This is a genomic window from Micromonospora sp. BRA006-A (genome assembly GCF_033433935.1).
Lineage (GTDB): Bacteria > Actinomycetota > Actinomycetes > Mycobacteriales > Micromonosporaceae > Micromonospora > Micromonospora aurantiaca.
Map to the genome: position 1 here is coordinate 1,775,581 of NZ_JANCLW010000001.1, position 24,011 is coordinate 1,799,591.

General features: G+C 73.1%; 22 protein-coding genes. 19 read left to right on the forward strand and 3 right to left on the reverse strand.

Annotation, left to right across the window (positions count from 1 at the left end):
* The 9 genes from infB to NMK34_RS08650 all read left to right on the forward strand — a co-directional run.
* Window positions 1-2,122: translation initiation factor IF-2 (gene infB / locus NMK34_RS08610; protein ID WP_318332946.1), on the forward strand; the 2,122-nt coding region annotated here is incomplete at its 5' end.
* An 82-nt stretch (window positions 2,123-2,204) separates the two neighbouring features.
* Window positions 2,205-3,248, forward strand: coding sequence for an SAM-dependent methyltransferase (locus NMK34_RS08615; RefSeq protein WP_318332947.1), 1,044 nt, complete (start codon window positions 2,205-2,207; stop codon window positions 3,246-3,248).
* 41 nt (window positions 3,249-3,289) lie between these two features.
* Window positions 3,290-3,583, forward strand: a complete 294-nt coding sequence (locus NMK34_RS08620) for a DUF503 domain-containing protein (RefSeq protein ID WP_013284668.1) — start codon at window positions 3,290-3,292, stop codon at window positions 3,581-3,583.
* Window positions 3,584-3,764: 181 nt separating this feature from the next.
* Window positions 3,765-4,253 (forward strand): 30S ribosome-binding factor RbfA, encoded by a 489-nt coding sequence (gene rbfA / locus NMK34_RS08625; RefSeq protein WP_262013630.1) that lies wholly within the window; start codon window positions 3,765-3,767, stop codon window positions 4,251-4,253.
* Window positions 4,250-5,260 (forward strand): bifunctional oligoribonuclease/PAP phosphatase NrnA, encoded by a 1,011-nt coding sequence (locus tag NMK34_RS08630; protein ID WP_318332948.1) that lies wholly within the window; start codon window positions 4,250-4,252, stop codon window positions 5,258-5,260. Before rbfA ends, NMK34_RS08630 begins: the two co-directional genes overlap by 4 nt.
* A gap of 136 nt (window positions 5,261-5,396) precedes the next feature.
* Window positions 5,397-5,804: a hypothetical protein gene (locus NMK34_RS08635; RefSeq protein ID WP_145822828.1), complete on the forward strand. Its 408-nt coding sequence runs from the start codon at window positions 5,397-5,399 to the stop codon at window positions 5,802-5,804.
* Complete coding sequence (locus tag NMK34_RS08640; RefSeq protein WP_175438725.1) at window positions 5,804-6,013, forward strand: DUF6186 family protein; 210 nt, start codon at window positions 5,804-5,806, stop codon at window positions 6,011-6,013. Before NMK34_RS08635 ends, NMK34_RS08640 begins: the two co-directional genes overlap by 1 nt.
* Before the next feature lie 550 nt (window positions 6,014-6,563).
* The gene (locus tag NMK34_RS08645) at window positions 6,564-7,073 is read left to right on the forward strand and encodes an adenylate kinase (RefSeq protein WP_240322302.1); all 510 of its coding nucleotides are present in this window, start codon (window positions 6,564-6,566) and stop codon (window positions 7,071-7,073) included.
* 47 nt (window positions 7,074-7,120) lie between these two features.
* Window positions 7,121-8,443 (forward strand): MATE family efflux transporter, encoded by a 1,323-nt coding sequence (locus NMK34_RS08650; protein WP_318332949.1) that lies wholly within the window; start codon window positions 7,121-7,123, stop codon window positions 8,441-8,443.
* Between the two features lie 7 nt (window positions 8,444-8,450).
* Here NMK34_RS08650 and NMK34_RS08655 read toward each other — a convergent pair whose 3' ends face one another.
* Complete coding sequence (locus NMK34_RS08655) at window positions 8,451-9,392, reverse strand: hypothetical protein (RefSeq protein WP_114919687.1); 942 nt, start codon at window positions 9,390-9,392, stop codon at window positions 8,451-8,453.
* Window positions 9,386-10,390, reverse strand: a complete 1,005-nt coding sequence (locus NMK34_RS08660; protein WP_318332950.1) for a hypothetical protein — start codon at window positions 10,388-10,390, stop codon at window positions 9,386-9,388. The genes NMK34_RS08655 and NMK34_RS08660 overlap by 7 nt, the downstream gene beginning before the upstream one ends.
* Window positions 10,391-10,498: 108 nt before the next feature.
* On the opposite strand from NMK34_RS08660, the gene truB reads away from it, so the two are divergent.
* The 7 genes from truB to NMK34_RS08695 all read left to right on the forward strand — a co-directional run bounded on the left by truB (window position 10,499) and on the right by NMK34_RS08695 (window position 18,205).
* Window positions 10,499-11,383 carry a tRNA pseudouridine(55) synthase TruB gene (truB, locus tag NMK34_RS08665; RefSeq protein ID WP_036310423.1) on the forward strand — a complete coding sequence of 295 codons (885 nt, stop codon included), beginning with the start codon at window positions 10,499-10,501 and terminating at the stop codon, window positions 11,381-11,383.
* A gap of 32 nt (window positions 11,384-11,415) precedes the next feature.
* A complete protein-coding gene (locus NMK34_RS08670) occupies window positions 11,416-12,342 on the forward strand; it encodes a bifunctional riboflavin kinase/FAD synthetase (protein WP_013284677.1) in 927 nt (308 codons plus the stop codon).
* 182 nt (window positions 12,343-12,524) lie between these two features.
* The gene (rpsO, locus tag NMK34_RS08675) at window positions 12,525-12,794 is read left to right on the forward strand and encodes a 30S ribosomal protein S15 (RefSeq protein ID WP_013284678.1); all 270 of its coding nucleotides are present in this window, start codon (window positions 12,525-12,527) and stop codon (window positions 12,792-12,794) included.
* A 219-nt stretch (window positions 12,795-13,013) separates the two neighbouring features.
* Complete coding sequence (locus NMK34_RS08680; protein WP_318332951.1) at window positions 13,014-15,362, forward strand: polyribonucleotide nucleotidyltransferase; 2,349 nt, start codon at window positions 13,014-13,016, stop codon at window positions 15,360-15,362.
* Window positions 15,363-15,483: 121 nt separating this feature from the next.
* Window positions 15,484-16,851, forward strand: a complete 1,368-nt coding sequence (locus tag NMK34_RS08685; protein ID WP_318332952.1) for a pitrilysin family protein — start codon at window positions 15,484-15,486, stop codon at window positions 16,849-16,851.
* 54 nt (window positions 16,852-16,905) lie between these two features.
* Window positions 16,906-17,667 carry a 4-hydroxy-tetrahydrodipicolinate reductase gene (gene dapB, locus NMK34_RS08690; protein ID WP_318332953.1) on the forward strand — a complete coding sequence of 254 codons (762 nt, stop codon included), beginning with the start codon at window positions 16,906-16,908 and terminating at the stop codon, window positions 17,665-17,667.
* 76 nt (window positions 17,668-17,743) lie between these two features.
* On the forward strand, window positions 17,744-18,205 hold the full coding sequence (locus NMK34_RS08695) for a GNAT family N-acetyltransferase (protein WP_318332954.1): 462 nt from the start codon (window positions 17,744-17,746) through the stop codon (window positions 18,203-18,205).
* Between the two features lie 68 nt (window positions 18,206-18,273).
* Here the strand turns inward: NMK34_RS08695 and NMK34_RS08700 are convergent, their stop codons facing one another.
* On the reverse strand, window positions 18,274-20,397 hold the full coding sequence (locus NMK34_RS08700; protein WP_318332955.1) for a glycogen debranching N-terminal domain-containing protein: 2,124 nt from the start codon (window positions 20,395-20,397) through the stop codon (window positions 18,274-18,276).
* Window positions 20,398-20,571: 174 nt separating this feature from the next.
* Between NMK34_RS08700 and NMK34_RS08705 the strand changes: the two genes are divergently transcribed.
* From NMK34_RS08705 to NMK34_RS08715, 3 genes are all read left to right on the forward strand, one after another.
* A complete protein-coding gene (locus tag NMK34_RS08705; RefSeq protein ID WP_318332956.1) occupies window positions 20,572-21,534 on the forward strand; it encodes a LacI family DNA-binding transcriptional regulator in 963 nt (320 codons plus the stop codon).
* A gap of 25 nt (window positions 21,535-21,559) precedes the next feature.
* A complete protein-coding gene (locus tag NMK34_RS08710; RefSeq protein ID WP_318332957.1) occupies window positions 21,560-22,807 on the forward strand; it encodes an extracellular solute-binding protein in 1,248 nt (415 codons plus the stop codon).
* A gap of 84 nt (window positions 22,808-22,891) precedes the next feature.
* Window positions 22,892-24,010 carry a sugar ABC transporter permease gene (locus NMK34_RS08715; RefSeq protein WP_318332958.1) on the forward strand — a complete coding sequence of 373 codons (1,119 nt, stop codon included), beginning with the start codon at window positions 22,892-22,894 and terminating at the stop codon, window positions 24,008-24,010.
* The last annotated feature ends 1 nt before the right edge of the window (window position 24,011 follow it).

Genomic DNA, 24,011 nt, shown 5'->3' on the forward strand with positions numbered 1-24,011 from the left:
CCGCGGTGGACCCGGTCCCGGCGGCGGTGGCGGTGGCTACCGCGGTGGWCCCGGTGGTGGCGGCGGTGGCGGTGGCTACCGCGGCGGTCCCGGTGGTGGCGGCGGTGGCGGTGCGCCCGGCGGTGGTTTCCGTCCGGGTGGTCCGGTCGGCGGCGGTGGCCGTCCCGGCGGCGGCGGCCGTGGCCGTGGCGGTGGCGCGGCGGGTGCCTTCGGGCGTCCCGGCGGCCGGCCGACCCGCGGTCGCAAGTCCAAGAAGCAGCGCAGACAGGAGTTCGACAACCTGTCGGCCCCGACCATGTCCTCGGGCGCGCCCCGCGGTCAGGGTCAGGTCGTCCGGTTGTCCCGTGGCGCCTCGCTGTCGGACTTCGCCGACAAGATCAACGCCAACCCGGGTTCGCTGGTCCAGGAGATGTTCAACCTGGGCGAGATGGTGACGGCGACCCAGTCGTGCTCCGACGAGACCCTGCAGCTGCTGGGTGAGCACCTCGGCTTCGACGTGCAGATCGTCAGCCCGGAGGACGAGGACCGCGAGCTGCTCGCGCAGTTCAACATCGACCTCGACGCCGAGGTCGCGGCGGACCGCCTGGTCAGCCGTGCGCCGGTCGTGACCGTCATGGGTCACGTCGACCACGGTAAGACCAAGCTGCTCGACGCGATCCGTAAGGCGAACGTGGTGGCCGGCGAGGCGGGTGGCATCACCCAGCACATCGGCGCCTACCAGGTCCACGTCCCGCACGAGGGCGAGGACCGCGCGGTGACGTTCATCGACACCCCGGGTCACGAGGCGTTCACCGCCATGCGTGCCCGTGGTGCCCAGGTCACGGACATCGTGATCCTGGTGGTCGCGGCCGACGACGGCGTCATGCCGCAGACCATCGAGGCGCTCAACCACGCCAAGGCGGCGGACGTGCCGATCGTGGTCGCGGTCAACAAGGTCGACAAGCCCGAGGCGAACCCGGACAAGGTCCGCCAGCAGCTGACCGAGTACGGCCTGGTCGCCGAGGAGTACGGCGGCGACACCATGTTCGTCAACGTGGCGGCCAAGCCCGGTATCGGCATCGAGGAACTGCTCGAGGCCGTGCTGCTGACCGCCGACGCGTCGCTGGAGCTGACCGCTCCGATCGACGGGCCGGCGCAGGGTGTCGCGATCGAGGCGCACCTGGACAAGGGCCGTGGTGCGGTGGCGACCGTGCTGGTGCAGAAGGGCACCCTGCGTGCCGGTGACTCGATCGTCGCCGGTGGGGCGCACGGCCGGGTCCGGGCCATGCTGGACGAGAACGGCAAGCCGGTCGACGAGGCCGGTCCGGCCCGTCCGGTCATGGTGCTGGGTCTGACCACGGTGCCGGGTGCGGGTGACACCTTCCTGGCCGCCGAGGACGACCGCACCGTGCGGCAGATCGCCGAGCAGCGTCAGGCACGGCGGCGGGCGGCGTCGTTCGCCAACTCCCGTGGCCGGGCCACTCTCGAGACGCTCATGGAGCAGCTCAAGGAGGGTGAGAAGACCTCGCTCAACCTGGTGCTCAAGGGCGACGTCTCCGGTTCCGTGGAGGCGCTCGAGGACGCGCTGTTCAACCTCGACATCCCGGAGGAGGTCCAGCTTCGGATCATCCACCGGGGCGTGGGCGCGATCACCGAGAGCGACGTCATGCTCGCGAGCGCCTCGTCCGAGGCGGTCACGATCATCGGCTTCAACGTGCGGGCCTCGAACAAGGTCCGCGAGATGGCCGACCGCGAGGGCGTGGAGATCCGGTACTACACCGTCATCTACCAGGCCATCGAGGAGATCGACGCCGCGCTCAAGGGTCTGCTCAAGCCGGAGTACGAGGAGGTCGAGCTGGGCACCGCGGAGATCCGCGACGTCTTCCGCTCGTCCAAGATCGGCAACATCTCCGGCTGTATCGTCCGGTCCGGCCTCATCCGCCGCAACGCCAAGGCGCGGCTGCTGCGGGACGGGGCGGTCGTGGCGGACAACCTCACGATCAGCTCCTTGAAGCGGTTCAAGGACGACGCGACCGAGGTCCGCGAGGGCTTCGAGTGTGGTCTGACGCTGGGCGGTTACAACAACGTCCAGGTCGGCGACGTCATCGAGACGTTCGAGATGCGCGAGAAGCCGCGCGCCTGACGACCACGCGTACGACCGGCCGGCGGCCGGGGCCTTCGGGCCCCGGCCGCCGCCGTCTGCGCAGGCTGCGACAATCTGCGGCGTGACCGGGTACGCACTGCTCCTCGCCCCCTCCGCCAACCGCGTCTACGCCGACGCGGCGGCCCGGCTGGCCCGCGCCGAACTGGCCGTGTTCGCCGGTTCCGGCGTGCTGGGCGTCGTACCGGCCGACGCGGAGGTGACGCGGATCGGCGGGGTGGAGTACCTGACGTTCACCACCGGCGGCCCCGGGCTGGGCGAGCGGGATCTGGCCCATCTGGCGAACCTGTCGGCGGCGTACGCGCTGTTCGAGCGGGTCGGCGACGACCTGCTGCGGCCGGTGCCGCTGCGCCCGCTGGCCCGGTACGACTCCGACCTGATCACCATTCCCAAGTACGCCGGCAAGACCAACGAGCAGTTCACCCGCCTGCTGCTCAACGTCACTGTGCTCGCCTCCGCCGCCGCGGCGCGGATGCTGGACGGGCCGGTGGTGGTGCTGGACCCGCTCTGCGGCCGGGGCACCACGCTCAACCAGGCGCTGATGTACGGCTACGACGGCATCGGCGTGGAGCGGGACAGTCAGGACGTGGAGGCGTACGCGGCGTTCCTGCGCACCTGGCTGCGTCGCAAGCGGCTCAAGCACACCGCGGAGACCACGTCGGTGCGCCGGGACCGCAAGCTGGTGGCCCGCCGGTTCGAGGCGGTGCTCGCGCCGTCGCGGGACGAGCACCGGGCCGGGGCCACCCAGCGGGTCACCGTGCTGAACACCGACACCACCCGGGCCCGGGAGGCGCTGCGCCCCCGGTGCGCCGACGTGATCGTGACCGACGCGCCGTACGGGGTGGCGCACGGCAGCCGTACCGATCAGGGGTTGTCCCGCAGCCCGCTGGAGCTGCTCACCGCGGCCGTGCCGGTGTGGCGGGAGCTGCTGCGCCCCGGCGGCGCGATCGGGCTGTCCTGGAACACCCACGTGGCGCCGCGGGCGCAGGCGGAGGCGGTGCTGGCCGCCGCCGGGCTGCACGTGCTCGACGGCCCCGGCTTCGGTGACTTCGCGCACCGGGTCGACCAGGCGATCGAGCGGGACGTGCTGGTGGCTGTCGCGCCTTAATCGCGTGCCGGGCCGGGCCGCCCGGCGTACCGTTGCTCGCCGTGTATACCGGAACCGCACTGTTCGACCTGTTGCTCCCGGGTGACTCCCGGTCCCTGAAGGCCAAGCGGTCCTACGTCCGGCCGATCGTCGCCGCGCTGCGCAAGTTCGAGGTCTCCGCCGCCGAGGTGGGGGCGCTGGACCTGCACGGCCGGGCCGAGATCGGGGTGGCGGTGGTGGCCGCCGAGCCGGCCCACGTCCGCGAGGTGCTCGACTCCTGTGAGCGGCTGGTCGCCGCCCGTCCGGAGACCGAGCTGCTGTCGGTGCGCCGTCGCCTGCACGGCGCGGACGACTGACGGCGCGTCCTGCCGCACTCCGGCCGTGCCGCGCGACGGCCGGCCGGGCGCGGGTAGTGTTCTTCAGCGTTGGGCGGTCGGACCCGGCGGCGCCCACGCGCTCGCCGTCTCCGGCCGACGGCCCGGGTCGTATGGTGACCCGGCGTCGTCATGGGTACAGGTGATCCCGGAGGTGGGGGACATGACGGATCAGGCAAAGGTTCGCCGGCACGCGGAGCGCATCCGGGAACTCGTCGCGTCGGTGGTGCGCAGCCAGATCAAGGATCCCCGGCTCGGCATGATCACGATCACCGACGCCCGGATCACCGCCGACCTGCGCGACGCCACTGTCTTCTACACGGTGCTCGGCGACGCGGCGGCTCAGGCGAGCACCGCCGCCGCGCTGGAGAGCGCCAAGGGCATGCTGCGCAGCACCGTCGGCAAGGCGCTCGGGCTGCGGCACTCGCCGACGCTGACCTTCGTCCTGGACGACGTGCAGGACCAGGTCAAGCACATCGACGACCTGCTGGCCGCCGCGCGTACCGCCGACGCCGAGGTGCAGCGGCTCGCCGCGAAGTCCTCGTACGCGGGCGACGCCCAGCCGTACCGGGTCGAGGACGACGAGGACGCCGACGACGCCTCGGCGGAGGACGAGGACGACGACGAGCCGCGCGCCGGCGAACGCCGGTGACCGAGGCGGGGCCCACCGAGACCGCGTGGGCGGCCGCCGTCGCGGCGGTACGCGACCTCCCCGCCGACGCGCGGGTGCTGCTGATCTGCCACGTGAACCCGGACGGGGACGCGCTGGGCAGCATGCTCGGCTTCGGGCTGGGCCTGCGCCGGCTCGGCGTACGCGATCTCCAGGCCACCTTCCCCGGCCCGCCGGAGGTGCCGGAGCCGTTCCGCTGGATGCCCGGGGTGGACCTGCTGGTGCCGCAGGACGACGCGTACCCCGCGCCGGACCTGGTGATCTGCTTCGACGCGGCGAGCGAGTCGCGGCTGGGCGAGCTGGCCGACCGGCTGGACACGGCGGGCGCCTCGCTGGTGCTCGACCACCACGCCTCGAACACCGGCTTCGGCCGGATCAGCCTGGTCGACCCGCACGCCGCCGCCACCTCGGTGGTCGCGCTGGAGCTGCTGGACCGGCTCGGCGTGACGCTGGACGCGGAGATCGCGACCGGGCTGTACGTCGCGCTGACCACCGACACCGGCTCGTTCCGGTTCGAGGCGACCACCCCGGCCGTGCACGAGACGGCGGCGCGCCTGATCGCGACCGGCATCCGGCCCGGCGACATCTCCCGGCGGATCTTCGACACCCGCCCGTTCGGCGCCGTCCGCCTCTTCGGCGAGGTGCTGGGCCGGGCCACGCTGGAACCGGCCGCCGCCGCCGGGCACGGGCTCGTCTGGACGTACGCGACCCGCGACGACCTGGTCCGCCACGACCAGCCCGCGTACGTGCTGGAGGCGCTGATCGACTCGGTGCGCTGCACCGCCGAGGCGGACGTGAGCTGTGTGGTCAAGCAGGCCGGCGAGGCCGAGTGGGCGGTGTCGCTGCGCAGCAAGGGCGCTGTCGACGTGAGCCGGGTGGCGGTGGCGCTCGGCGGCGGCGGGCACCGGTTCGCCGCCGGCTTCACCGGCCGGGGAGCGCTCGACGAGGTGCTCGGCCGGATCCGCGCCGAACTCGCTGTCGCCCCTTAGCGGATGGATTGTCCCTGAATTTCTGCCGTGCCGAGGTGCGGCGGCGATCTGAAGTGTGAGCTGATCGGCGGCTTTTCCGGGGATTACGAGGCGTGCCAGCCTTTCCGCCGTGCGTGACGCTGGGGACAATCGGGTGATGGATCATCCCCGTGAGCTCACCGTCGAGGCGCCCCGGGCCTGGGACCGGCCGGTCGTCTCCGTGCCGGTGCTGATCTGCCTCTCTCTGGTCGGCGGCCAGATGCCGTCCTTCTCGACCGCCGCGAACCTCTACATCCTCACCACCGGCGGGGGGTTGATCTGGGTCGGCCTGAGTAACCGGGTGCCCCGGCGTCCGGCGCCGCGCCGGCTGCCGTCGGTCGCGCTCTGGTGGCTGGTCCCGGTGACCGTCTTCGGGGTCTTCGAGGGGGCGACGTTCGTGATGGCGGCGGGTGACGACTTCCCCACCTTCTCCCGGCTGGCCGATCCGCTACTGGAGGACAACCTGGCCCGTTCGGCGGCCTGGTTCGCGTGGCTGTCCGCGTTCTGGGGACTGGTGCGCCGATGATGCGGGCACTGGCGATCGGCGGGTTCGGAGTCTCGATCGTGCTGTTCGCCGTCGTCGAGTGGGCCGCGCGCCGGGAGGGGTCGAGGATCCCGTCGCTGGCCGACGTCTGCGCGTTCGTGATGCGGTACGAGGTGGGCCCGGTACCGGTCGGCCGGATCGGGCTGTTCGGTTTCTGGTGGTGGCTGGGCTGGCACTTCCTGGCCCGCTGACCGCCCTCGCCGGGCCGGGACGACGACATTGATCTTTCCGCATTTCGGGAACAGTGGGCAGTATCTGGAAAGTGAACGTTAATTTGGGTGCGGGACCGGCGCTTCGCGGCGCTGGTCACGGGCGGTGGTGCCGCACCCGGCTTCGCCTCCCTCCAGGGTCAGACCGACCCGGGCTCCCGCTGCCAGGCGAGCCGCTCCGGTGATCCCGGACCGCTGCCGGGCGCTCAGCCGCCGACGACTCCCGGTCGCGGCGCGACCCGTCGTCGCGCCGAGCCGGAGCGCCGGGCGCCCGTAGGACCGCCACGTCCCGGCGGTCCGCACCCTGGAAGGACCTCACATGCCCAGCAAGCGCAAGCCGCAGACCGAGACCACCACCGACGAGGCGCGCGAGCAGATGCGCCGCGCGCTGCAGACCTCGATGGACACCCGTCAGTGACGTACGCCGTCCGGCGGTGACGCCGGCCGGGCCCGCGGACCACACCCCGGCCCGACGCCGACGTCACCGCCGCTCGGGGCACATCGCCGCCCCGCACGCCGCTACCGTCGCCCGGTGCGACGCATCCTCGTGGTCGGCAGCTCCGGCGCCGGCAAGAGCACGCTCGCCGGTGAACTGGCCCGGCGACTCGACCTTCCCCTGATCCACCTCGACCGGCACTACTGGCGCCCCGGCTGGACCGCCTCCGCCCCGGCTGACTTCCGCGCCGAGGTGGCCGCGCTCGCCGCCCGCCCGGCCTGGGTGATGGACGGCAACTACGCGAGCACGCTCGACCTGCGGCTGCCCCGCGCCGACCTGCTGGTGCTCTGCGACACCTCCCGGCTGCGCTGCCTGGTCCGGATCGTCCGCCGCCGGTGGGCACATCGCGCCGCGCCCCGCCCCGACCGGCCCGAGGGCTGCCCGGAGCGGCTCGATCTCGACTTCCTGCCCTACGTCTGGCGTTACCCCCGCGACTCCCGGCCCCGGGTGCTGGCCGCGCTGTCGGAGCACGCCCCCGGGCTGCCGGTGCGCCGCCTGCGCGGGCGCCGTGACACGGACCGGTTCCTGGCCGACGTTAGTAAGTAGTCCCCTGCCTTGCGGACCTTACCGAGGGCGTGCCAGGATCGGCGGCGATGAGCACCACTGCCGCCCCCGCCGTCACCGCCTCGCCGCGGCGGATCGCCGCGCTCGCGCTGCCCGCCCTCGTGGTGCTGGCCGCCGAGCCGCTCTACGTCCTGGTCGACACCGCGGTGGTCGGTCACCTCGGCCGGGTGCCGCTGGCCGCGCTCGCCGTCGGCGGCACGGTCATGACGCTCACCGCCTGGGTCGGCACCGTCGTCGCGTACGGCACCACGGGCCGCTCGGCCCGCCGGTTCGGGGCGGGGGACCGGGCCGCCGCGGTCGCCGAGGGCGTCCAGGCGTCCTGGCTCGCGCTCGCCACCGGAGTGCTGGTGGCGGTCGCCATCGGCATCGGCGGCGGCGCGTTGGCGCGTACCCTCGTCGGCGGCCCCGGCGAGGTGGCCGACGCCGCCGCCGGATGGCTGCGGATCGCGGCGCTCGGCGCGCCCGGCCTGCTCCTCGCCGCCGCCGGCAACGGCTGGCTGCGCGGCATCCAGGACACCCGCCGCCCGCTGCTGTTCGTGCTCGGCCCGAACCTGCTCTCCGCGGTGCTCTGCCCGCTGCTGGTCTATCCGGCCGGGCTCGGCCTGGTCGGCTCGGCGGTGGCGAACGCGATCGCGCAGACGCTCTCCGGGGTGCTGTTCGCGGCGGCGCTCGTGCGCGAGCGGGTCTCGCTGCGGCCCCGGCCCCGGATGATCGGGCAGCAGCTCGTGCTCAGCCGGGACCTGCTCGTGCGGGGCGTCGCGTTCCAGGCCAGCTTCCTGTCCGCCACAGCCGTCGCGGCCCGCTTCGGCGCCGCCGCGGTCGGCGCGCACCAGATCGCCGTACAACTGTGGTTCTTCACCGCGCTGGTGCTCGACGCGCTGGCCATCGCCGCGCAGTCGCTGGTCGGCGCCGCGCTCGGCGCCGGCGACGCAGCCGGCGCGCGGTTCCTGGCCCGCCGCGTCGCGCTGCTCGGCGGCCTGTGCGGCGTGGCCTTCGCGGTGCTCATCGCCGCCGGTGCCGGCGTGGTGCCGTCGTGGTTCAGCTCCGATCCGCAGGTACGCGAGCAGGCCATGACGGCCTGGCCCTGGTTCGTCGCGCTCCAGCCGATCGGCGGCGTGGTGTTCGCGCTCGACGGGGTGCTGATCGGCGCGGGCGACGTGCGCTACCTGCGCAACCTCACGATCGTGTGTGCGTTCGGCGGGTTCCTGCCGGCGATCTGGCTGGCCTACGGGTTCGACCTCGGGCTGGGCGGGATCTGGGCCGGGCTGACGCTGTTCGTGGTGCTGCGGCTGGTCGGCCTGCTGCTGCGGATGCGCTCGGGCGCGTGGGCGGTGGTCGGCGCGGTCCGCTGACCGCTCGTCAACAGGAGACCGGCAGCTCGATCGGGTGCTCCGGGTCGTACAGCGCGTCGGGGTCCTCGGGGGAGCCGATGCCGGCCGGGTCCAGGCCGCCGGGGCGGATCAGGCCGAGCTTCACGGCGTCGCAGTCCACGCCCGACCCGTAGCTCGACATCCGGTGCAACCAGAGCCCCCGGTCCGCCCGTGCCACGTCGTCGGCGTGCGGCAGCCGCCAGACGATCTCGTCGTGCAGCACGACCACCGAGTGGCCGGATCGGGAGCCGAGGTCGCGGAACCCGTAGACCCAGACGAAGTTGCTGGTCACCTCCAGCATCCGTACGCCGTCGGCCTGCCGGACGGCGCGGTAGGTGAACCGGCCCTTCGTCCGCGGCTGGTCCGGGGTGAGCCGGGCGTCCGGGGCCAGCCGGGTCGCGTACGTGGCGATCGTCTCGGTGGACCAGTCCTTCCGCACCGACTCCCGGGCAGCCGGCGCGACGTGACGCAGCAGCGGGGCCGGGCTACCGCCGGTCATGAACGCGCGGTCCAGGCGGGCGGTCAGCATGGCGGCGCGGACCCGAGCCAGCCCGGCGGACACCTCGGCGCCGGTGAAGCCGCCGGTCGGCCGGGCCGGTGGCAGCACGATCCCGGCCGCCCCCGCCGGCCAGTCCGCCGCCGGCGTTCCGGCGAAGACGTCCGGTGAGGCCGTCGGTCCCGCGGTCGCCGGAGCGCCGGTGACCGCGGGGGACGGCGCGGCTGCCGGACGCCGGAGCTGCCGGTGGCCGTAACCGGCGGCACCGGCCGCGGCGGCCAGCAGCAGCACCACGCCGAGCGCGGCCATCAGCCGGCGGGCGCGCCGCCGGCACCAGATCCGCAGGCGTACGGCGAGACTCGGCCGGATCTCCCGCTCCAACCGGTCCAGCCAGTCGGGGTAGCCGTCCCGCTCGGATCCCCTCGGGCTCAGCACGGGTCCGCGACCTTCAGCGAGCGGTCCAGGTCGTACACGGCGTCCGGGTCTTCCCCGGCGCTGCCGGCGTTCCCGTAGGTCGGCGTGATCTCCAGCTCCAGGAGGCCCTTGCTCAGACCGGCGCACTCCACGTTCGTCACGTAGGAGTTCGCGTCCCGCATCCACAGACCTCGGGAGCCGGTGACGACGTCCGCCGGGAGGGGCACCTCCCAGATCACTGTGTCGTGCACCAGGATGACGTCCGAGACCGACGGGGCGCGGGTGCTCCGGGCGGCGTAGACCCAGACGAAGTTGCTGGTGATCTCCAGTACGCGGATGTCGTACGCATCGCGGGTCGCGCGGTACGAGATCCGCCCCTGCACCCGGGGCGGGTCGTTCGTCAACCGGGTGCCGGGCCCGAGCCGGGTGGCGTAGTTGGCGGCGCCGCCGGCCGTGAAGTCCTTCCGGATGCTGGCGCGGGTGTCCGGGGCGAACTGGCGCACCAGCCGATCCGGGCTCTTCGCGGTGAAGAACGTACGGTCCAGCCGGCCGGTGACCAGGGCCTTGCGTACCTTGGCCAGACCGTCGGCCACCTGCTTCTCGGTGAACGGGCCGGTCCGCTTGGCCCGGGGCAGCGCGATCCCCGCCGCACCCTCGGGGAAGCCGGCCGCGGGGGTGCCGTCGAACGGGCCGGCGGCCGGCGGGGGCGACGCGGAGCTGACCGCCTGCTCGCCGCTCGGCGGGCTCGTCGTCGGGTATGCCGTCGAGATCTCGCGCCAGCGCTGGAAGCCCTGGTAGCCGAGGCCGCCGACGAGCCCGAAGAACGCGAGCAGCGCCAGCACGAGTACGCCGCCGAGCAGCTTGCCGGAGTGCCCGCCGAGCGCGATCCGCAGGCGGTCCGCCCGGCCGGGCGGCACCTCGGGCGCCGGCTGACGCAGCCAGTCGGGCACCCGTCCCAGCTCGTCCTCCGGCGGTCGGCCGGCGGCGTAGGGGTCGGGGGCGGAGCGGTGATCGGTCATCGGACTTCCCGGGCGGACGGGGCGGGGGCGCACGATCTTGACACCCCGCCGAAGCTGGGCGGTATCCCCCGCAGGGCCGATCACCGCCGTCTGGCAGGCTTGGCGGTCGTGAGCACAGACGGTCTGATCGTGGTCGACAAGCCCGGCGGCATGACGTCGCACGACGTCGTGGCCCGCATCCGGCGGCTCGCGCGTACCCGCCGCGTCGGCCACGGCGGCACGCTCGACCCGATGGCCACCGGCGTCCTCGTGATCGGGGTGGGCCGGGCGACCCGGCTGCTCACGTACGTGATCGGCGCCGGCAAGAGCTACGCCGCGACGATCCGGCTGGGACAGGCCACCGTCACCGACGACGCCGAGGGCGAGGTGGTCGCGACCACCCCGGCCGGCGCGGTCACCGACGACGGGGTACGCGCCGCGCTGGCCGCCCTCACCGGCGAGATCGACCAGGTGCCGAGCGCGGTGAGCGCCATCAAGATCGACGGTCAGCGGGCGTACAAGCGGGTCCGTGACGGCGAGGCGGTCGAGCTGCCCGCCCGCCGGGTCACCGTGTCGCGGCTGGACGTGCTGGCGATCCGCCGGGACGTCCCGGACGTGGTGGACGTGGACGTGGACGTGACCTGCTCGTCCGGGACGTACATCAGGGCGCTGGCCCGCGACGCGGGCGCGGCCCTCGGCGTCGGCGGTCACCTCACCGCGCTGCGCCGGACCGCGGTGGGCGGCTTCACGCTGGCCGAGGCGGCCACGCTCGACCAGCTCGAGGAGCGCGCGCCGGACGTGGTGAACCTGCCGCTGGACGCCGCCGCCGCGCGGTTCTTCCCGCGCCGGGACGCCACCGCCGACGAGACCCGGGTGCTCTCCCACGGCGGGCCGCTGGCGCCGGCCGGGATCACCGGGCCGTACGCGGTCTTCGGCCCGGCGGGCGGGCTGATCGCTATCGTCAGCGAGCGGGACGGTCGGGCCCGCGCGGAGATCGTGCTGGCCCCGGCCTGAACGGCGCGCGGGCGGACAGGGGGAGGAACGGCATGCAGCGGTGGCGGGGGTACGAGGCGGCGCCCGGCGGCTGGGGACGCTCGGTGGTCACCATCGGCGTCTTCGACGGCGTGCACCGGGGGCACCAGGCCACCATCGGTCACGCCGTGGCGCGCGCCCGGGAACTGGGCGTCAAGTCGGTGGTGGTGACGTTCGACCCGCACCCGGCCGAGGTGGTACGCCCCGGCTCGCACCCGGCCGTGCTGACCGAGCCGGCCCGCAAGGCCGAGCTGATCGAGGCGCTCGGCGTGGACGTGCTCTGCGTGGTGCCGTTCACCGTCGAGTTCTCCCGGCTGCCACCCGAGGCGTTCGTGCACGACGTCCTGGTGGCGCACCTGCACGCCGCGCTGGTGGTGGTCGGCGACAACTTCCGGTTCGGGCACCGGGCCGCCGGTGACGTGCCGCTGCTGGAGCGGCTGGGCCGTACCTTCGGGTTCGCGGTCGAGGGGGCGCCGCTGGTCGCCGAGGCGGGGACGGTCTTCTCCTCCACGTACATCAGATCCTGCGTCGACGCGGGCGACGTGGGCGCGGCGGCGGCGGCGCTCGGCCGCCCGCACCGGGTCGAGGGCGTGGTGGTCCGCGGCGACCAGCGCGGACGTGAGCTGGGTTACCCCACCGCCAACCTGCTGACCCACAGGTACGCGGCGGTGCCCGCCGACGGCGTGTATGCGGCCCGCCTGGTGCGCCGCGACGGCGAACCGCTGGCCGCGGCCGTGTCGATCGGCACCAACCCGACGTTCTCCGGCCGGGAGCGGCGGGTGGAGGCGTACGCGCTGGACTTCAGCGGCGACCTGTACGGCGAGCGGCTGGCCCTGGACTTCGTGGCGCACCTGCGTGAGCAGCGGACATACGACGCGATCGAACCGCTGGTGGCCCAGATCGCCGAGGACGTGGAACGCACCCGCCGGGCGGTGCTCTGACCGGCACGGGTGCACCTTGACCGCCCGTCCGTCCCGAGGGCTGGTAGGCTGACGGAGACGTCGGCTGACCGACGGGGGCCTCGCGTGCCTGCACGACGCCGCGGGTGCGAGGAACCGGTCCGTTGCACCGGTCACCACGACCGCTCCGGACCTCATCGAATGACCCACGAAACAGGGAGAACATGGCGCTCGACCAGGAAGCCAAGGCCAAGATCCGCCAGGAGTACGCCACCGCCGAGGGCGACACCGGCTCGCCCGAGGTGCAGGTCGCGGTCCTGACCAAGCGGATCGCGGAGCTCACCGAGCACCTGAAGGTGCACAAGCACGACCACCACAGCCGCCGTGGGCTGCTGCTGCTGGTCGGCCGGCGCCGCCGGCTGCTGAACTACGTCCAGAAGAAGGACATCAACCGCTACCGGTCGCTCATCGAGCGGCTCGGCCTGCGCCGATGACCTGACGGGGGAGTGGCCGCCTGGCCGCTCCCCCGTTCCGGTACCACCGAAGAACCCGGCCGCGCGACACCCGAGAGGGAGCCGGTCAGCACCGGTCTCCGGTAGTGGCCCCCGGGAATCCCGGCACGACGCCGGCCGTCCCGGGCGCTTCGATCGAAGACCGGCCGCCTGAGCAGTTCCCGTGTCGTCGGCCGACGACGCGAAGGAGCACCACAGCACATGACCGAGACCAACCTCGGCACCGAATCCCGCACCGCGGTGATCGACAACGGGGCCTTCGGCACCCGCGAGATCACCTTCTCCACCGGCCGCCTGGCCCGCCAGGCCGCCGGCTCCGTCGTCGCCCAGCTCGGCGAGACGGTCGTCCTCTCCGCGACCACGGCCGGCAAGCAGCCGCGCGAGTCGTTCGACTTCTTCCCGCTGACGGTGGACGTCGAGGAGCGGATGTACGCCGCTGGCCGCATCCCCGGCTCGTTCTTCCGCCGCGAGGGCCGGCCCAGTGAGGACGCCATCCTCACCTGCCGGCTGATCGACCGGCCGCTGCGCCCGTCGTTCGTCAAGGGCCTGCGCAACGAGGTCCAGGTCGTGGAGACCGTGCTGGCACTCGACCCGCAGCACCCGTACGACGTGGTGGCGATCAACGCCGCCTCGATGTCGACCAAGCTCTCCGGCCTGCCGTTCTCCGGCCCGATCGGTGCGACCCGGGTCGCGCACGTCGACGGCCAGTGGGTCGCCTTCCCGACCCTGGAGGAGCTCGAGCGGGCCACCTTCGACATGGTCGTGGCCGGCCGCACCCTGGCGGACGGCGAGGTCGCGATCATGATGGTCGAGGCCGAGGCCACCCCGAACGCCGTGACCCTGATCTCGGGCGGCGCGACCGCGCCGACCGAGGAGATCGTGGCCAGCGGCCTGGAGGCCGCGAAGCCGGCCATCCGCGAGCTGTGCCGGGCGCAGAGCGAGCTGGCCGAGGTGGCCGCCAAGCCGGTCGCCGAGTTCCCGATCTTCCTGGACTATCAGGACGACGCGTACGACGCGGTGGCCGAGGTGGCCCGCGCCGACGTCGCCGAGGCGCTGAAGATCGCCGGCAAGGCCGACCGCGAGGAGGCCCTGGACCGGATCAAGGCCAAGGTCGCCGAGGAGCTGACCGGCCGGTTCGAGGGGCGCGAGAAGGAGCTGTCCGCCGCGTTCCGTTCGCTGACCAAGTCCGAGGTCCGCAACCGGGTGCTGCGCGAGCAGGTCCGCATCGACGGCCGCGGCCCGCGTGACATCCGTCCGCTGACCGCCGAGGTCGGCGTGCTGCCGCGGGTGCACGGCTCGGCGCTGTTCGAGCGCGGCGAGACCCAGATCCTGGGCGTCACCACGCTGAACATGCTCCGCATGGAGCAGATGGTGGACACGCTGTCCCCGGAGAACCGCAAGCGCTACATGCACAACTACAACTTCCCGCCGTACTCGACCGGTGAGACCGGCCGGGTCGGCTCGCCGAAGCGGCGCGAGATCGGCCACGGCGCGCTCGCCGAGCGGGCGCTGATCCCGGTGCTGCCCTCGCGCGAGGAGTTCCCGTACGCCATCCGGCAGGTCTCCGAGGCGCTCGGCTCCAACGGCTCCACCTCGATGGGTTCGGTCTGCGCCTCGACGCTGGGCCTGCTCTCGGCCGGTGTGCCGCTGAAGGCGCCGGTCGCCGGCATCGCCATGGGCCTCATCTCCGACGAGGTCGACGGCAAGACCCAGTACGTGACGCTGACCGACATCCTCGGTGCCGAGGACGCGTTCGGCGACATGGACTTCAAGGTCGCCGGCACCCGTGACTTCGTCACCGCGCTCCAGCTCGACACCAAGCTGGACGGCATCCCGTCGGACGTGCTGGCCGCCGCGCTCCAGCAGGCGCACGAGGCCCGGCAGACCATCCTCGACGTGATGCAGCGGGCCATCGAGGCGCCGGCCGAGATGTCGGACTACGCCCCGCGGGTGACCACCGTCAAGATCCCGGTCGACAAGATCGGCATGGTGATCGGCCCGAAGGGCCAGACCATCAACGCGATCCAGGACGAGACCGGCGCCGAGATCTCCATCGAGGACGACGGCACGATCTACGTCGGCGCCACGAACGGCCCGTCCGCACAGGCCGCGGTCGACCGGATCAACGGGATCGCCAACCCGACGCTGCCCAAGGCCGGGGAGCGGTTCCTCGGCACCGTGGTGAAGACCGCCGCGTTCGGCGCCTTCATCTCGCTGCTGCCGGGCCGCGACGGCCTGCTGCACATCTCCAAGGTGGGCGACGGCAAGCGGGTCGAGAAGGTCGAGGACTACCTCAACGTCGGCGACAAGGTCGAGGTGGAGATCGCGGACATCGACGCCCGCGGCAAGATCTACCTGGACAAGGTCCGCCCGGAGGGCGCCGAGGCGCCGGCCGCCGCCGAGGGTGGCGACCGTCCGTCCGGCCGGGACCGCGGCGGCGACCGCGGCCCGCGTGACCGGGGTGGTCGTTCCGAGGGTGGCGAGCGCCGCTCCGAGGGTGGCGAGGGCGGCGGCGAGTCCCGTCCGCGTCGCCGGACCCGGCACAGCTGATCCACCGACCGGCCCGGGTGACGTCCGCGTCACCCGGGCCGGCCCACGGCTCCAGGTCGCCTGCGCGAGCTGGAGCCGTCGTACGTCCCGCCGTTCCTCGTCATCGGAGAGCAGGTTTCTCGTGAGTTCGTCAGGCGCCTCGACGGGACGGGGGGTGGCGCCGGCCGGCTCGGCGGCCCGCGCGGTCACCCGTACGCTCAGCGACGACCCGCTCGGCGGCACCGTCCGCCGTACCGTGCTGCCCAGCGGGCTGCGGGTGCTCACCGAGGCGATCCCGGCGATGCGCAGCGTGTCGTTCGGCATCTGGGTGGCGGTCGGCTCGCGCGACGAGACCGGCACGCAGGCCGGCGCCGCGCACTTCCTGGAGCACCTGCTGTTCAAGGGCACCAACAAGCGCAGCGCGCTGGAGATCTCGGCGCAGATCGAGGCCGTGGGCGGCGAGACCAACGCCTTCACCACGAAGGAATACACCTGCCACTACGCGCGGGTGCTGGACGAGGACCTGCCGCTGGCCATCGACGTCATGTGCGACCTGGTCGCCGACTCGGTGCTGGCCCCGGCCGACGTGGAGACCGAACGCGGCGTCATCCTCGAAGAGATCGCCATGCACGACGACGAGCCCGGCGACGAGGTGCACGACCTGTTCGCCCGCGCCGTCTACGGCGACCACCCGCTGGGCCGGCTCATCTCCGGCACCGAGGAGACGGTCACGCCGATGACCCGGCGGCAGATCCAGGGCTTCTACCGCCGCCGCTACACCGCGCCGCAGATCGTGATCGCCGCCGCCGGGAACCTCGACCACGCCGCGGTGGTCAAGCTGGTCCGGCAGGCGCTGCGCGGCACCCCGCTGGACACCGACCCGGCGTCGCCCGCGGCGCACCGGTCGGCCACCCCGGCGGTACGCACCAAGCCGGCCACCACGCTCGTCGAGCCGAAGGAGACCGAGCAGGCGCACGTCATCCTCGGCTGCCCGGGGATCGACCGCACCGACGACCGGCGGTTCGCCCTCGGCGTGCTGAACAACGTGCTCGGCGGCGGCATGTCCAGCCGGCTGTTCCAGGAGATCCGGGAGCAGCGCGGCCTGGCGTACTCGGTCTACTCGTACGCCAGCCAGTACGCCGACAGCGGCGTGTTCGCCGTCTACGCCGGGTGCGCGCCGGGCAAGGTGGACGAGGTGCTGGACCTGACCCGCGCGGAGATGGCGCGGGTGGCCGCCGAGGGGATCACCGAGGCGGAGCTTGCCCGGGGCAAGGGGATGAGCAAGGGCTCGTTCGTGCTCGGGCTGGAGGACACCGGCTCGCGGATGAGCCGGCTCGCCAAGGGCGAGCTGCTCTACGGCAACCTGATGCCGGTGGACGACCTGCTGTCCCGGGTGGACGCGGTGACGCTCGACGACGTGAACGCGCTCGCCGCCGACCTGCTCGGCCGGCCGATGTCCCTGGCGGTGGTCGGCCCGTTCGACTCCGGCAGCTTCGCGGCCACGAGCTGAGCGACCCGCCGGTCCGCCGGACCGCGTGCCCGGCGCTGGGATAGGTTGTGGCCCGTGACTGAGCAGCAGAGGACGGCGGCCCGGGTCGGTGTGCTGGGCGCCCGGGGCCGGATGGGCATGGAGGTCTGCAAGGCGGTCGACTCCGCCGCCGACCTGGAACTGGTCGCTGCCGTCGACCAGGGCGACGACCTGGACGCGGTGGCCAAGGCGGGCGCCGGAGTGGTCGTCGACTTCACCACCCCCGACGCGGTCATGGACAACCTGCGCTGGTGCGTCGAGAACGGCGTGCACGCGGTGGTCGGCACCACCGGCTTCACCGAGCAGCGGCTCGCCGAGGTGCGGGGCCGGCTCGCGGACCGGCCCGGCGTGGGCGTGGTGATCGCTCCCAACTTCGGCATCGGCGCGGTGCTGATGATGCAGTTCGCGGCGCGTGCCGCCCGCTACTTCGAGTCGGTCGAGATCGTCGAGCAGCACCACCCGCGCAAGCTGGACGCGCCGAGCGGCACCGCCACCCACACGGCCCGGCTGATCGCCGCGGCCCGCGCCGAGGCCGGTCTGGGGCCCGCGCCGGACGCCACCCGCGACGAGGTGGCCGGCGCCCGCGGCGCCGACATCGACGGGGTACGCGTGCACGCGGTACGGGCCACCGGCCTGGTCGCCCACCAGGAGGTGCTGTTCGGCACCACGGGTGAGACGCTCACCATCCGGCACGACTCGTACGACCGGGTGTCGTTCATGCCCGGCGTGCTGCTCGCGGTCCGCGAGGTGGGTCGCCGGCCCGGTCTGACGGTCGGCCTGGACGCCCTGCTCGACTGACCGGCCGCGGTGTGCCCCCGGCCTGCTGAGGGAAACCGTTTTGCCTGGTCGGGGGGCGTCGACCTAGGCTGTTTCCATGATCGATTCCGGACACTCCGACCGTACCGGCCGCCGGGTGACGCTGCGCCCGGTGGACGACGACAACTGGCGGGCCGTGGCGGACGTCGCGCCGCACGACGAGCAGCGCGCCTTCGTGGCCGCGCTCGCCGCCCGCTACCTGCTTCTCACCGAACGCTCGGACGTCTGGAACTCGCTGGCCGTCTACGCCGGTGAGACTGTCGTCGGCCACGTCATGTGGGGCGTGGACGACGACGAGTCGCGCTGGATCGGTGGCATGGTGATCGACGCCGCCGAGCAGGGCCGGGGCCTGGGACGCGCGACGGTGCGGACGCTCGCGGACTGGCTCGCCGAGGCGGGCCGGCCGATCCGCCTGAGCTACCACCCCGACAACAAGCCCGCCGCCGCCCTCTACACGTCCCTGGGCTTCCACCCCACGGGCGCGATGGAGGACGACGAACTGGTAGCCGAACTCCGGTGACCGACCCGCGCCGTCGATCATGGAGTTGACGGCGTTCCGAGAGATCCACGATGCCGTCAACCTCATGATCAACCCGTCGGGGCGGTGGGGGCCAGGGGGGACGGGGTGCGGGGGAGGGGGATCTGGGGCAGGTGGTTGGGGCGCAGGAAGGCGGGCAGATACTTCAGAGTGGGGTGGCCGGTGTGGTCTACCACCGCCGACACCGGGGTGCCGGCGATGCGCAGGTCGGCCGCGCTCAGCGCGCCCAGCTCGGGGCCGGCCAGGGGGCGCAGGTCGACCCGGCCGTTCGGCACGTCGGGATAGACGCCGAGGCCGGCCTGGAGCAACAGCACGGACGCCGCCGCGGACCAGGCCTGCGGGCGGCAGGCGGCCGGGTAGGGCACCGGCCGTCCGAGCGTCGCCCGGCCGTCACCGCCGTACAGTTCGGGCAGGCGGTAGTCGAACGCCTCGGCGGCGGCGAGCAGGCCGTCGGCGAGGCGGAGCGCCGCCGCCCGGTGACCGTCGCGGGCCAGCCCGGCGAGCACGATCGCGGTGTCGTGCGCCCAGATCGAACCGCAGTGGTACGACAGCGCGCTGAACCCGGCGTCGTCGGTGGACATGGTGCGCAGCCCGAAGCCGTCGGCCATCGACTCGGTGGTGAGTAGCGCCGCGACCTGGGCGGACTCGGCGTCCGACAGCAGCCCGGTGCCGAGCAGGTGGCCGATGTTGCTGGTCAGTGAGTCCACCGGGCGCTTGTCCCGGTCCAGCGCCAGCGCGGGCTGCGGGCCGTGGCGGCCGTCGACCCAGAACGTGGACCGGAACCGCGCGGCGAGGCGGTCGGCGTATCCGCGCCAGCGGTCCGCGCCGGGGCGGCCGAACGCGTCCAGCAGGTCCGCACCGTCGGTCGCGGCCCGGTACGCGTACCCCTGCACCTCAGCCAGCACGATCGGGGGCGCGGCCAGCCGGCCGTCGCGGAAGCGCACCGCGTCGCCGGAGTCCTTCCAGCCCTGGTTGGCGAGGCCGTGGCCGGTGGTGTCGATGTACTCGACGAAGCCGTCGCCGTCGGCGTCGGCGTGCTCGGCGAGCCAGCGCAGCGCCGCCTCCAGATGTGGCAGCAGCGGCTCGACCTGGTCGGCGGGCAGCCCCCAACGCCAGGCGTCGTGGAGCAGGCTGACCCAGAGCATGGTGGCGTCGACGGTGCCGTAGTAGGCCGGCGGCAGCCGGAGCCCCTCGTTCGGGGCGAACTCGTGCCGGCGCAGCTCGTGCAGGATCTTGCCGGGCTGCTCCCCGGTCGCCGGGTCGACGCGGGTGCCCTGGCGGCGGGCCAGTACGCGCAGCGTGCCGACGGCCAGGTCGGTGCCGAGTGGCAGCATCATCCGGGCGGCCCAGAGACTGTCCCGGCCGAACAGGGTGAGGAACCAGGGCACGCCGGCGCCGAGGAAGACGTCCCCGGGATGGGCGGGTTCGGCCAGCCGCAGCCCGCGCAGGTCGGCGAGGGAGCGGTCGAGCAGCCGCAGCAGGCGCCGGTCGTCGGCGGTGACCTGCGGCTCGGCCCAGCCGGGCTCGGCCGGTGCGGCGGTCACCACCGCTCGCGGGTCGGTGACGGCGAGTCGCCAGCGCAGCGTGACCGCGGCGCCCGGGTCGACGGTGACCGGCCAGCTCAGCCGCGGCGCGGTGGTCCGCTCGCCGGTGGCGTCCACCGTGGAACCTTCGCCGGTCACGGTGACGGTGAGCCCGTCGGCCGCCCACCGCACCCGGCCCGGCTCGCCGGCCTCGGTTGCCAGCGGGGCGACCGCGCGGCCGATCTTGACCTGCTCGATCGGGGCGAGGTCGCAGGCCAGGTCCACGGTGACGGTGGTGTGCACCGGCTCGGTGGCGGTGGAGGACACGACGATCTCCTCGGTGAGACCGCGCGGGCCGGCCTGCCGGGTGCGCTCGACCCGGACGGTGGGGTCGGGGGTGGCGTCGCCGAGCCAGCGGGCCAGGCTGACGAAGCGGACGCTGTCCGGGCCGGTCGCGCCGTGCCCGATCGGCTCCGGCTCCCGCTCGTCGAGGCGCAGCTCGGCGCGGGAGAGCACCCGGGAGTCGGCGTGGAAGGCGCCCTGGACGCCGTGCGGACGGAGCTGGCCGGCCGCGTCGCCGAGCGCGCTGGTGGGGGCGTGCACCACACCGACCAGGTCGTGCAGCAGCGGCTGGAGGTGGCGTTCGGTCACGGGGGACTCCTGGTGCTGATCGGTGGCGGCGGACGTCTTGACAGATGGCCGCAGCGGGGTGCACAGTGCGAAACATTCCAGAAACTTTGAACGATCTAATCGTGCCCCATGGACATTGGATCGTTCAAGGTAGGCGAGAGGGATTTCGTGGGAGAAAAGGTAACGATCGCAACGGTGGCCCGGCATGCCCAGGTCAGCCGGCAGACCGTCTCCAATGTGCTCAACACGCCGCACATCGTCCGCGAGGACACCCGGCGGCGGGTGCACGAGGCCATCGCCGCGCTCGGCTACCGGGCGAACCAGGCCGCCCGGCAGATGCGCACCGGCCGGTCCCGCCTCATCGCCGTCCGCATCGAACCCACTCGCGACGGCATCAACGGCTCGGTCCTCGACCGCTTCCTGCACGGCCTCACCGAGACCGCCGACGCCGCCGGCTACCGGGTCCTGCTCTACACCGCCCGCGGCGACGAGCAGGAGATCGCCACCTACGACGACCTGCTCGGCGCGTACGACCTGGACGCGTTCGTGCTCACCGGCACCAAGCACGGCGACCCGCGCACCGCGTGGCTGGCCGAGCGGGAGGTGCCGTTCGTGACGTTCGGCCGGCCCTGGGACACCCCCGAGGCGCACCCCTGGGTCGACGTCGACGGTGCCGCCGGCACCGCCCAGGCGACCCGGCACCTGCTCGCCGCCGGGCACCGCCGGATCGCCTTCCTCGGCTGGCCCGCCGGCTCGGGCGTCGGCGACGACAGGCGCGCCGGCTGGCGTACCACGATGGCGGAGGCCGGCCTGGACGGCGCGGCACCGGACCGCGCCACCGAGGACGGCATCGCCGAGGGGGAGCGCGAGTCGCGCGCGCTGCTCGCCCTCGACGTGCCGCCGACCGCGGTGGTCTGCGCCAGCGACTCGCTCGCCCTCGGCGCCTGGCAGGCCGCCCGGGACACGGAGGCCGATCTGGCCGTCGTCGGCTTCGACGACACCCCCGTGGCCGCCGCGGTCGGGCTGAGCAGTGTCAGCCAACCGCTCGGCGAGGCCGCCGCTCGCTGCGTCCAGCTGCTCACCGGGCTGCTCGACGGGCAGCAGCGCGACCCCCAGCTCCTGCTCCACCCCTCGCTGGTGCTCCGGCACTCGGCGTGACCCCATCCCCCACCAGGAGAAACAGATGAAACCTCGGATTCTCGCCCGGGCTGCGGTGGCCGGCATCGCCGCCGTCGCCCTGCTCGGCTCCGCCGCCTGCGGCAGCGGCTTCGACGACTCGGCCGACGACGCCAAGCAGTCCAGCGGCCCGGCCGACCTGCAGATCCTGATCGGCTCGTCCGGCGACGCCGAGACCAAGGCCGTCAAGGACGCCGCCGCCGCATGGGCCGGCTCCTCCGGCAACAGCGCCACCGTCACCCCGGCGCAGGACCTCACCCAGCAGCTCGGCCAGGCGCTGGCCGGTGGCACCCCGCCGGACGTGTTCTACGTCGACGCGGCCCGCTTCGCCGACTACGCGAGCGTCGGCGCGCTGGAGCCGTACGGCGACAAGGTGAGCAACCCCGACGACTTCTACGAGAGCCTGCGCACCGCGTTCACCTACGACGGCAAGCTCTACTGCGCGCCGAAGGACTTCTCCACCCTGGCCCTGCAGATCAACACCGACCTGTGGACCAAGGCGGGCCTCACCGACGCCGACGTGCCGACCACCTGGGACCAGCTCACCGCCGTCAGCCAGAAGATCAAGGCGAAGGGCCAGGTGGCGATCGCGCTCGGCGACACCCGGGACCGCATCGGCGCGTTCCTGGTGCAGAACGGCGGCTGGCTGATGAGCTCCGACGGCAAGCAGCCGACCGCGGACACCCCGGAGAACCTCCAGGCGCTCCAATACGTCAAGTCGCTGCTCACAGGCGGCTACGCGAAGTTCCCGAAGCAGCTCGACTCCGGCTGGTCCGGCGAGGCGTTCGGCAAGGGCAAGGCCGTGATGACGATCGAGGGCAACTGGATCAAGGGCGCGCTGCAGAACGACTTCCCGAACGTCAAGTACAAGGTGGTGCCGCTGCCGGCCGGCCCGAAGGGCCAGGGCACGCTCTCCTTCACCCAGTGCTGGGGCATCGCCGCCAAGTCCAAGTACAAGGAGCAGGCGATCAAGTTCGTCGAGGCGATGACCGCCGGCGAGCAGCAGATCGGCTTCGCCAAGGCGTTCGGCGTGATGCCGTCCCGCCAGTCGGTGCGCGACCAGTACACCGGCGCCTTCCCGGCGGACAAGCCGTTCATCGACGGCGTCGAGTACGCCCAGGGCCCGGTGAACGCCCCGAAGATGGACAGCGTGCTGCGTGATCTGGAGGCCGGTCTGCAGGGCCTGGCCACCGGCGACCCGAAGACCATCCTGTCCACCTTCGACAAGAACGCCAAGGCGGCGCTCGGCGGCTGAGGTGTAAGGAGGGGCCCCTTGTTAACAGACGGGTGTTAACAAGGGGCCCTTCCTTCCACCTCCCCCGATGAGGGAGGAGGGGAAGTGGCAACGGACACGCTCGCCTCGCCGGGCACCGCGCCGGCCGGCCGGCCGCGCCGCCGTACGGGCGGCATCCGCAGCAACGAGAACATCGCCGGCTGGCTCTTCGTCGCGCCGGTGATCGTGATCCTCGGGCTCTTCCTGTTGCTGCCGATCCTGATGGCGCTCTGGGTGAGTCTCACCGACTGGAACGGGCAGGGCAGCCCGTTCACCGGCGACGTGCCGGTCGTCGGTGCCGACAACTACAGCCGGCTGTTCACCGAGGACGGCCTCGCCCGGCGCGACTTCATGACCGCCATCCGCAACAACATCTACTATGTCGGGATCGTGGTGCCGGTGCAGACCGCGCTCGCGCTCGGTCTCGCGCTGGTGGTCAACAACCGGCTGCTCAAGGGTAAGAGCTTCTTCCGCAGCGCGTTCTACTTCCCCTCGGTCACCAGCTCGGTGGCGATCAGTGTGGTGTTCCTCTTCCTGTTCGCCAACTCCGGCGCGGTCAACCGGCTGCTCGCCCTGCTCGGCATGGACGGGCCGGAGTGGTTCGCCGACGGTCGGGGTGTGCTGCACCTGGTGCTCGGCGCGTTCGGGCTGGACACCCCGCCGGCCGCGCTCACCTCGGGCGGCCCGTTCGGGCTGAGCTGGTGGGAGTGGCTCTCCGGACCCAGCGTGGCGATGATGTCGATCATCTGCCTGGTCATCTGGACCACCTCCGGCACGTTCATGCTGATGTACCTGGCCGCGTTGCAGAACGTCCCGGTGGCGCTCAACGAGGCCGGCATGCTCGACGGGGCGAGCCGCTGGCAGCGCTTCCGGTACGTCACCCTGCCGCTGATCAAGCCCACCACGTTCCTCGTGGTCACGCTGGGACTGATCGGCTCCTGGCAGGTCTTCGACCAGGTGTACGTGATGAGCCAGGGCGACCCCGCCAAGACCACGCTCACCCCGGCGTACCTGTCGTACCGGACCGCGTTCCGCGACTTCGACTACGGCTCCGGCGCGGCCATCTCGTTCGTGCTGTTCCTGATCATCATCCTGCTCACCCTGTTCCAGCGTCGCCTGATGGCCGACCGGGACGAGCCCCGGCGCGGCCGGTGGTGGCGGCGACGCGTACCGGAGAGGTCCTGAC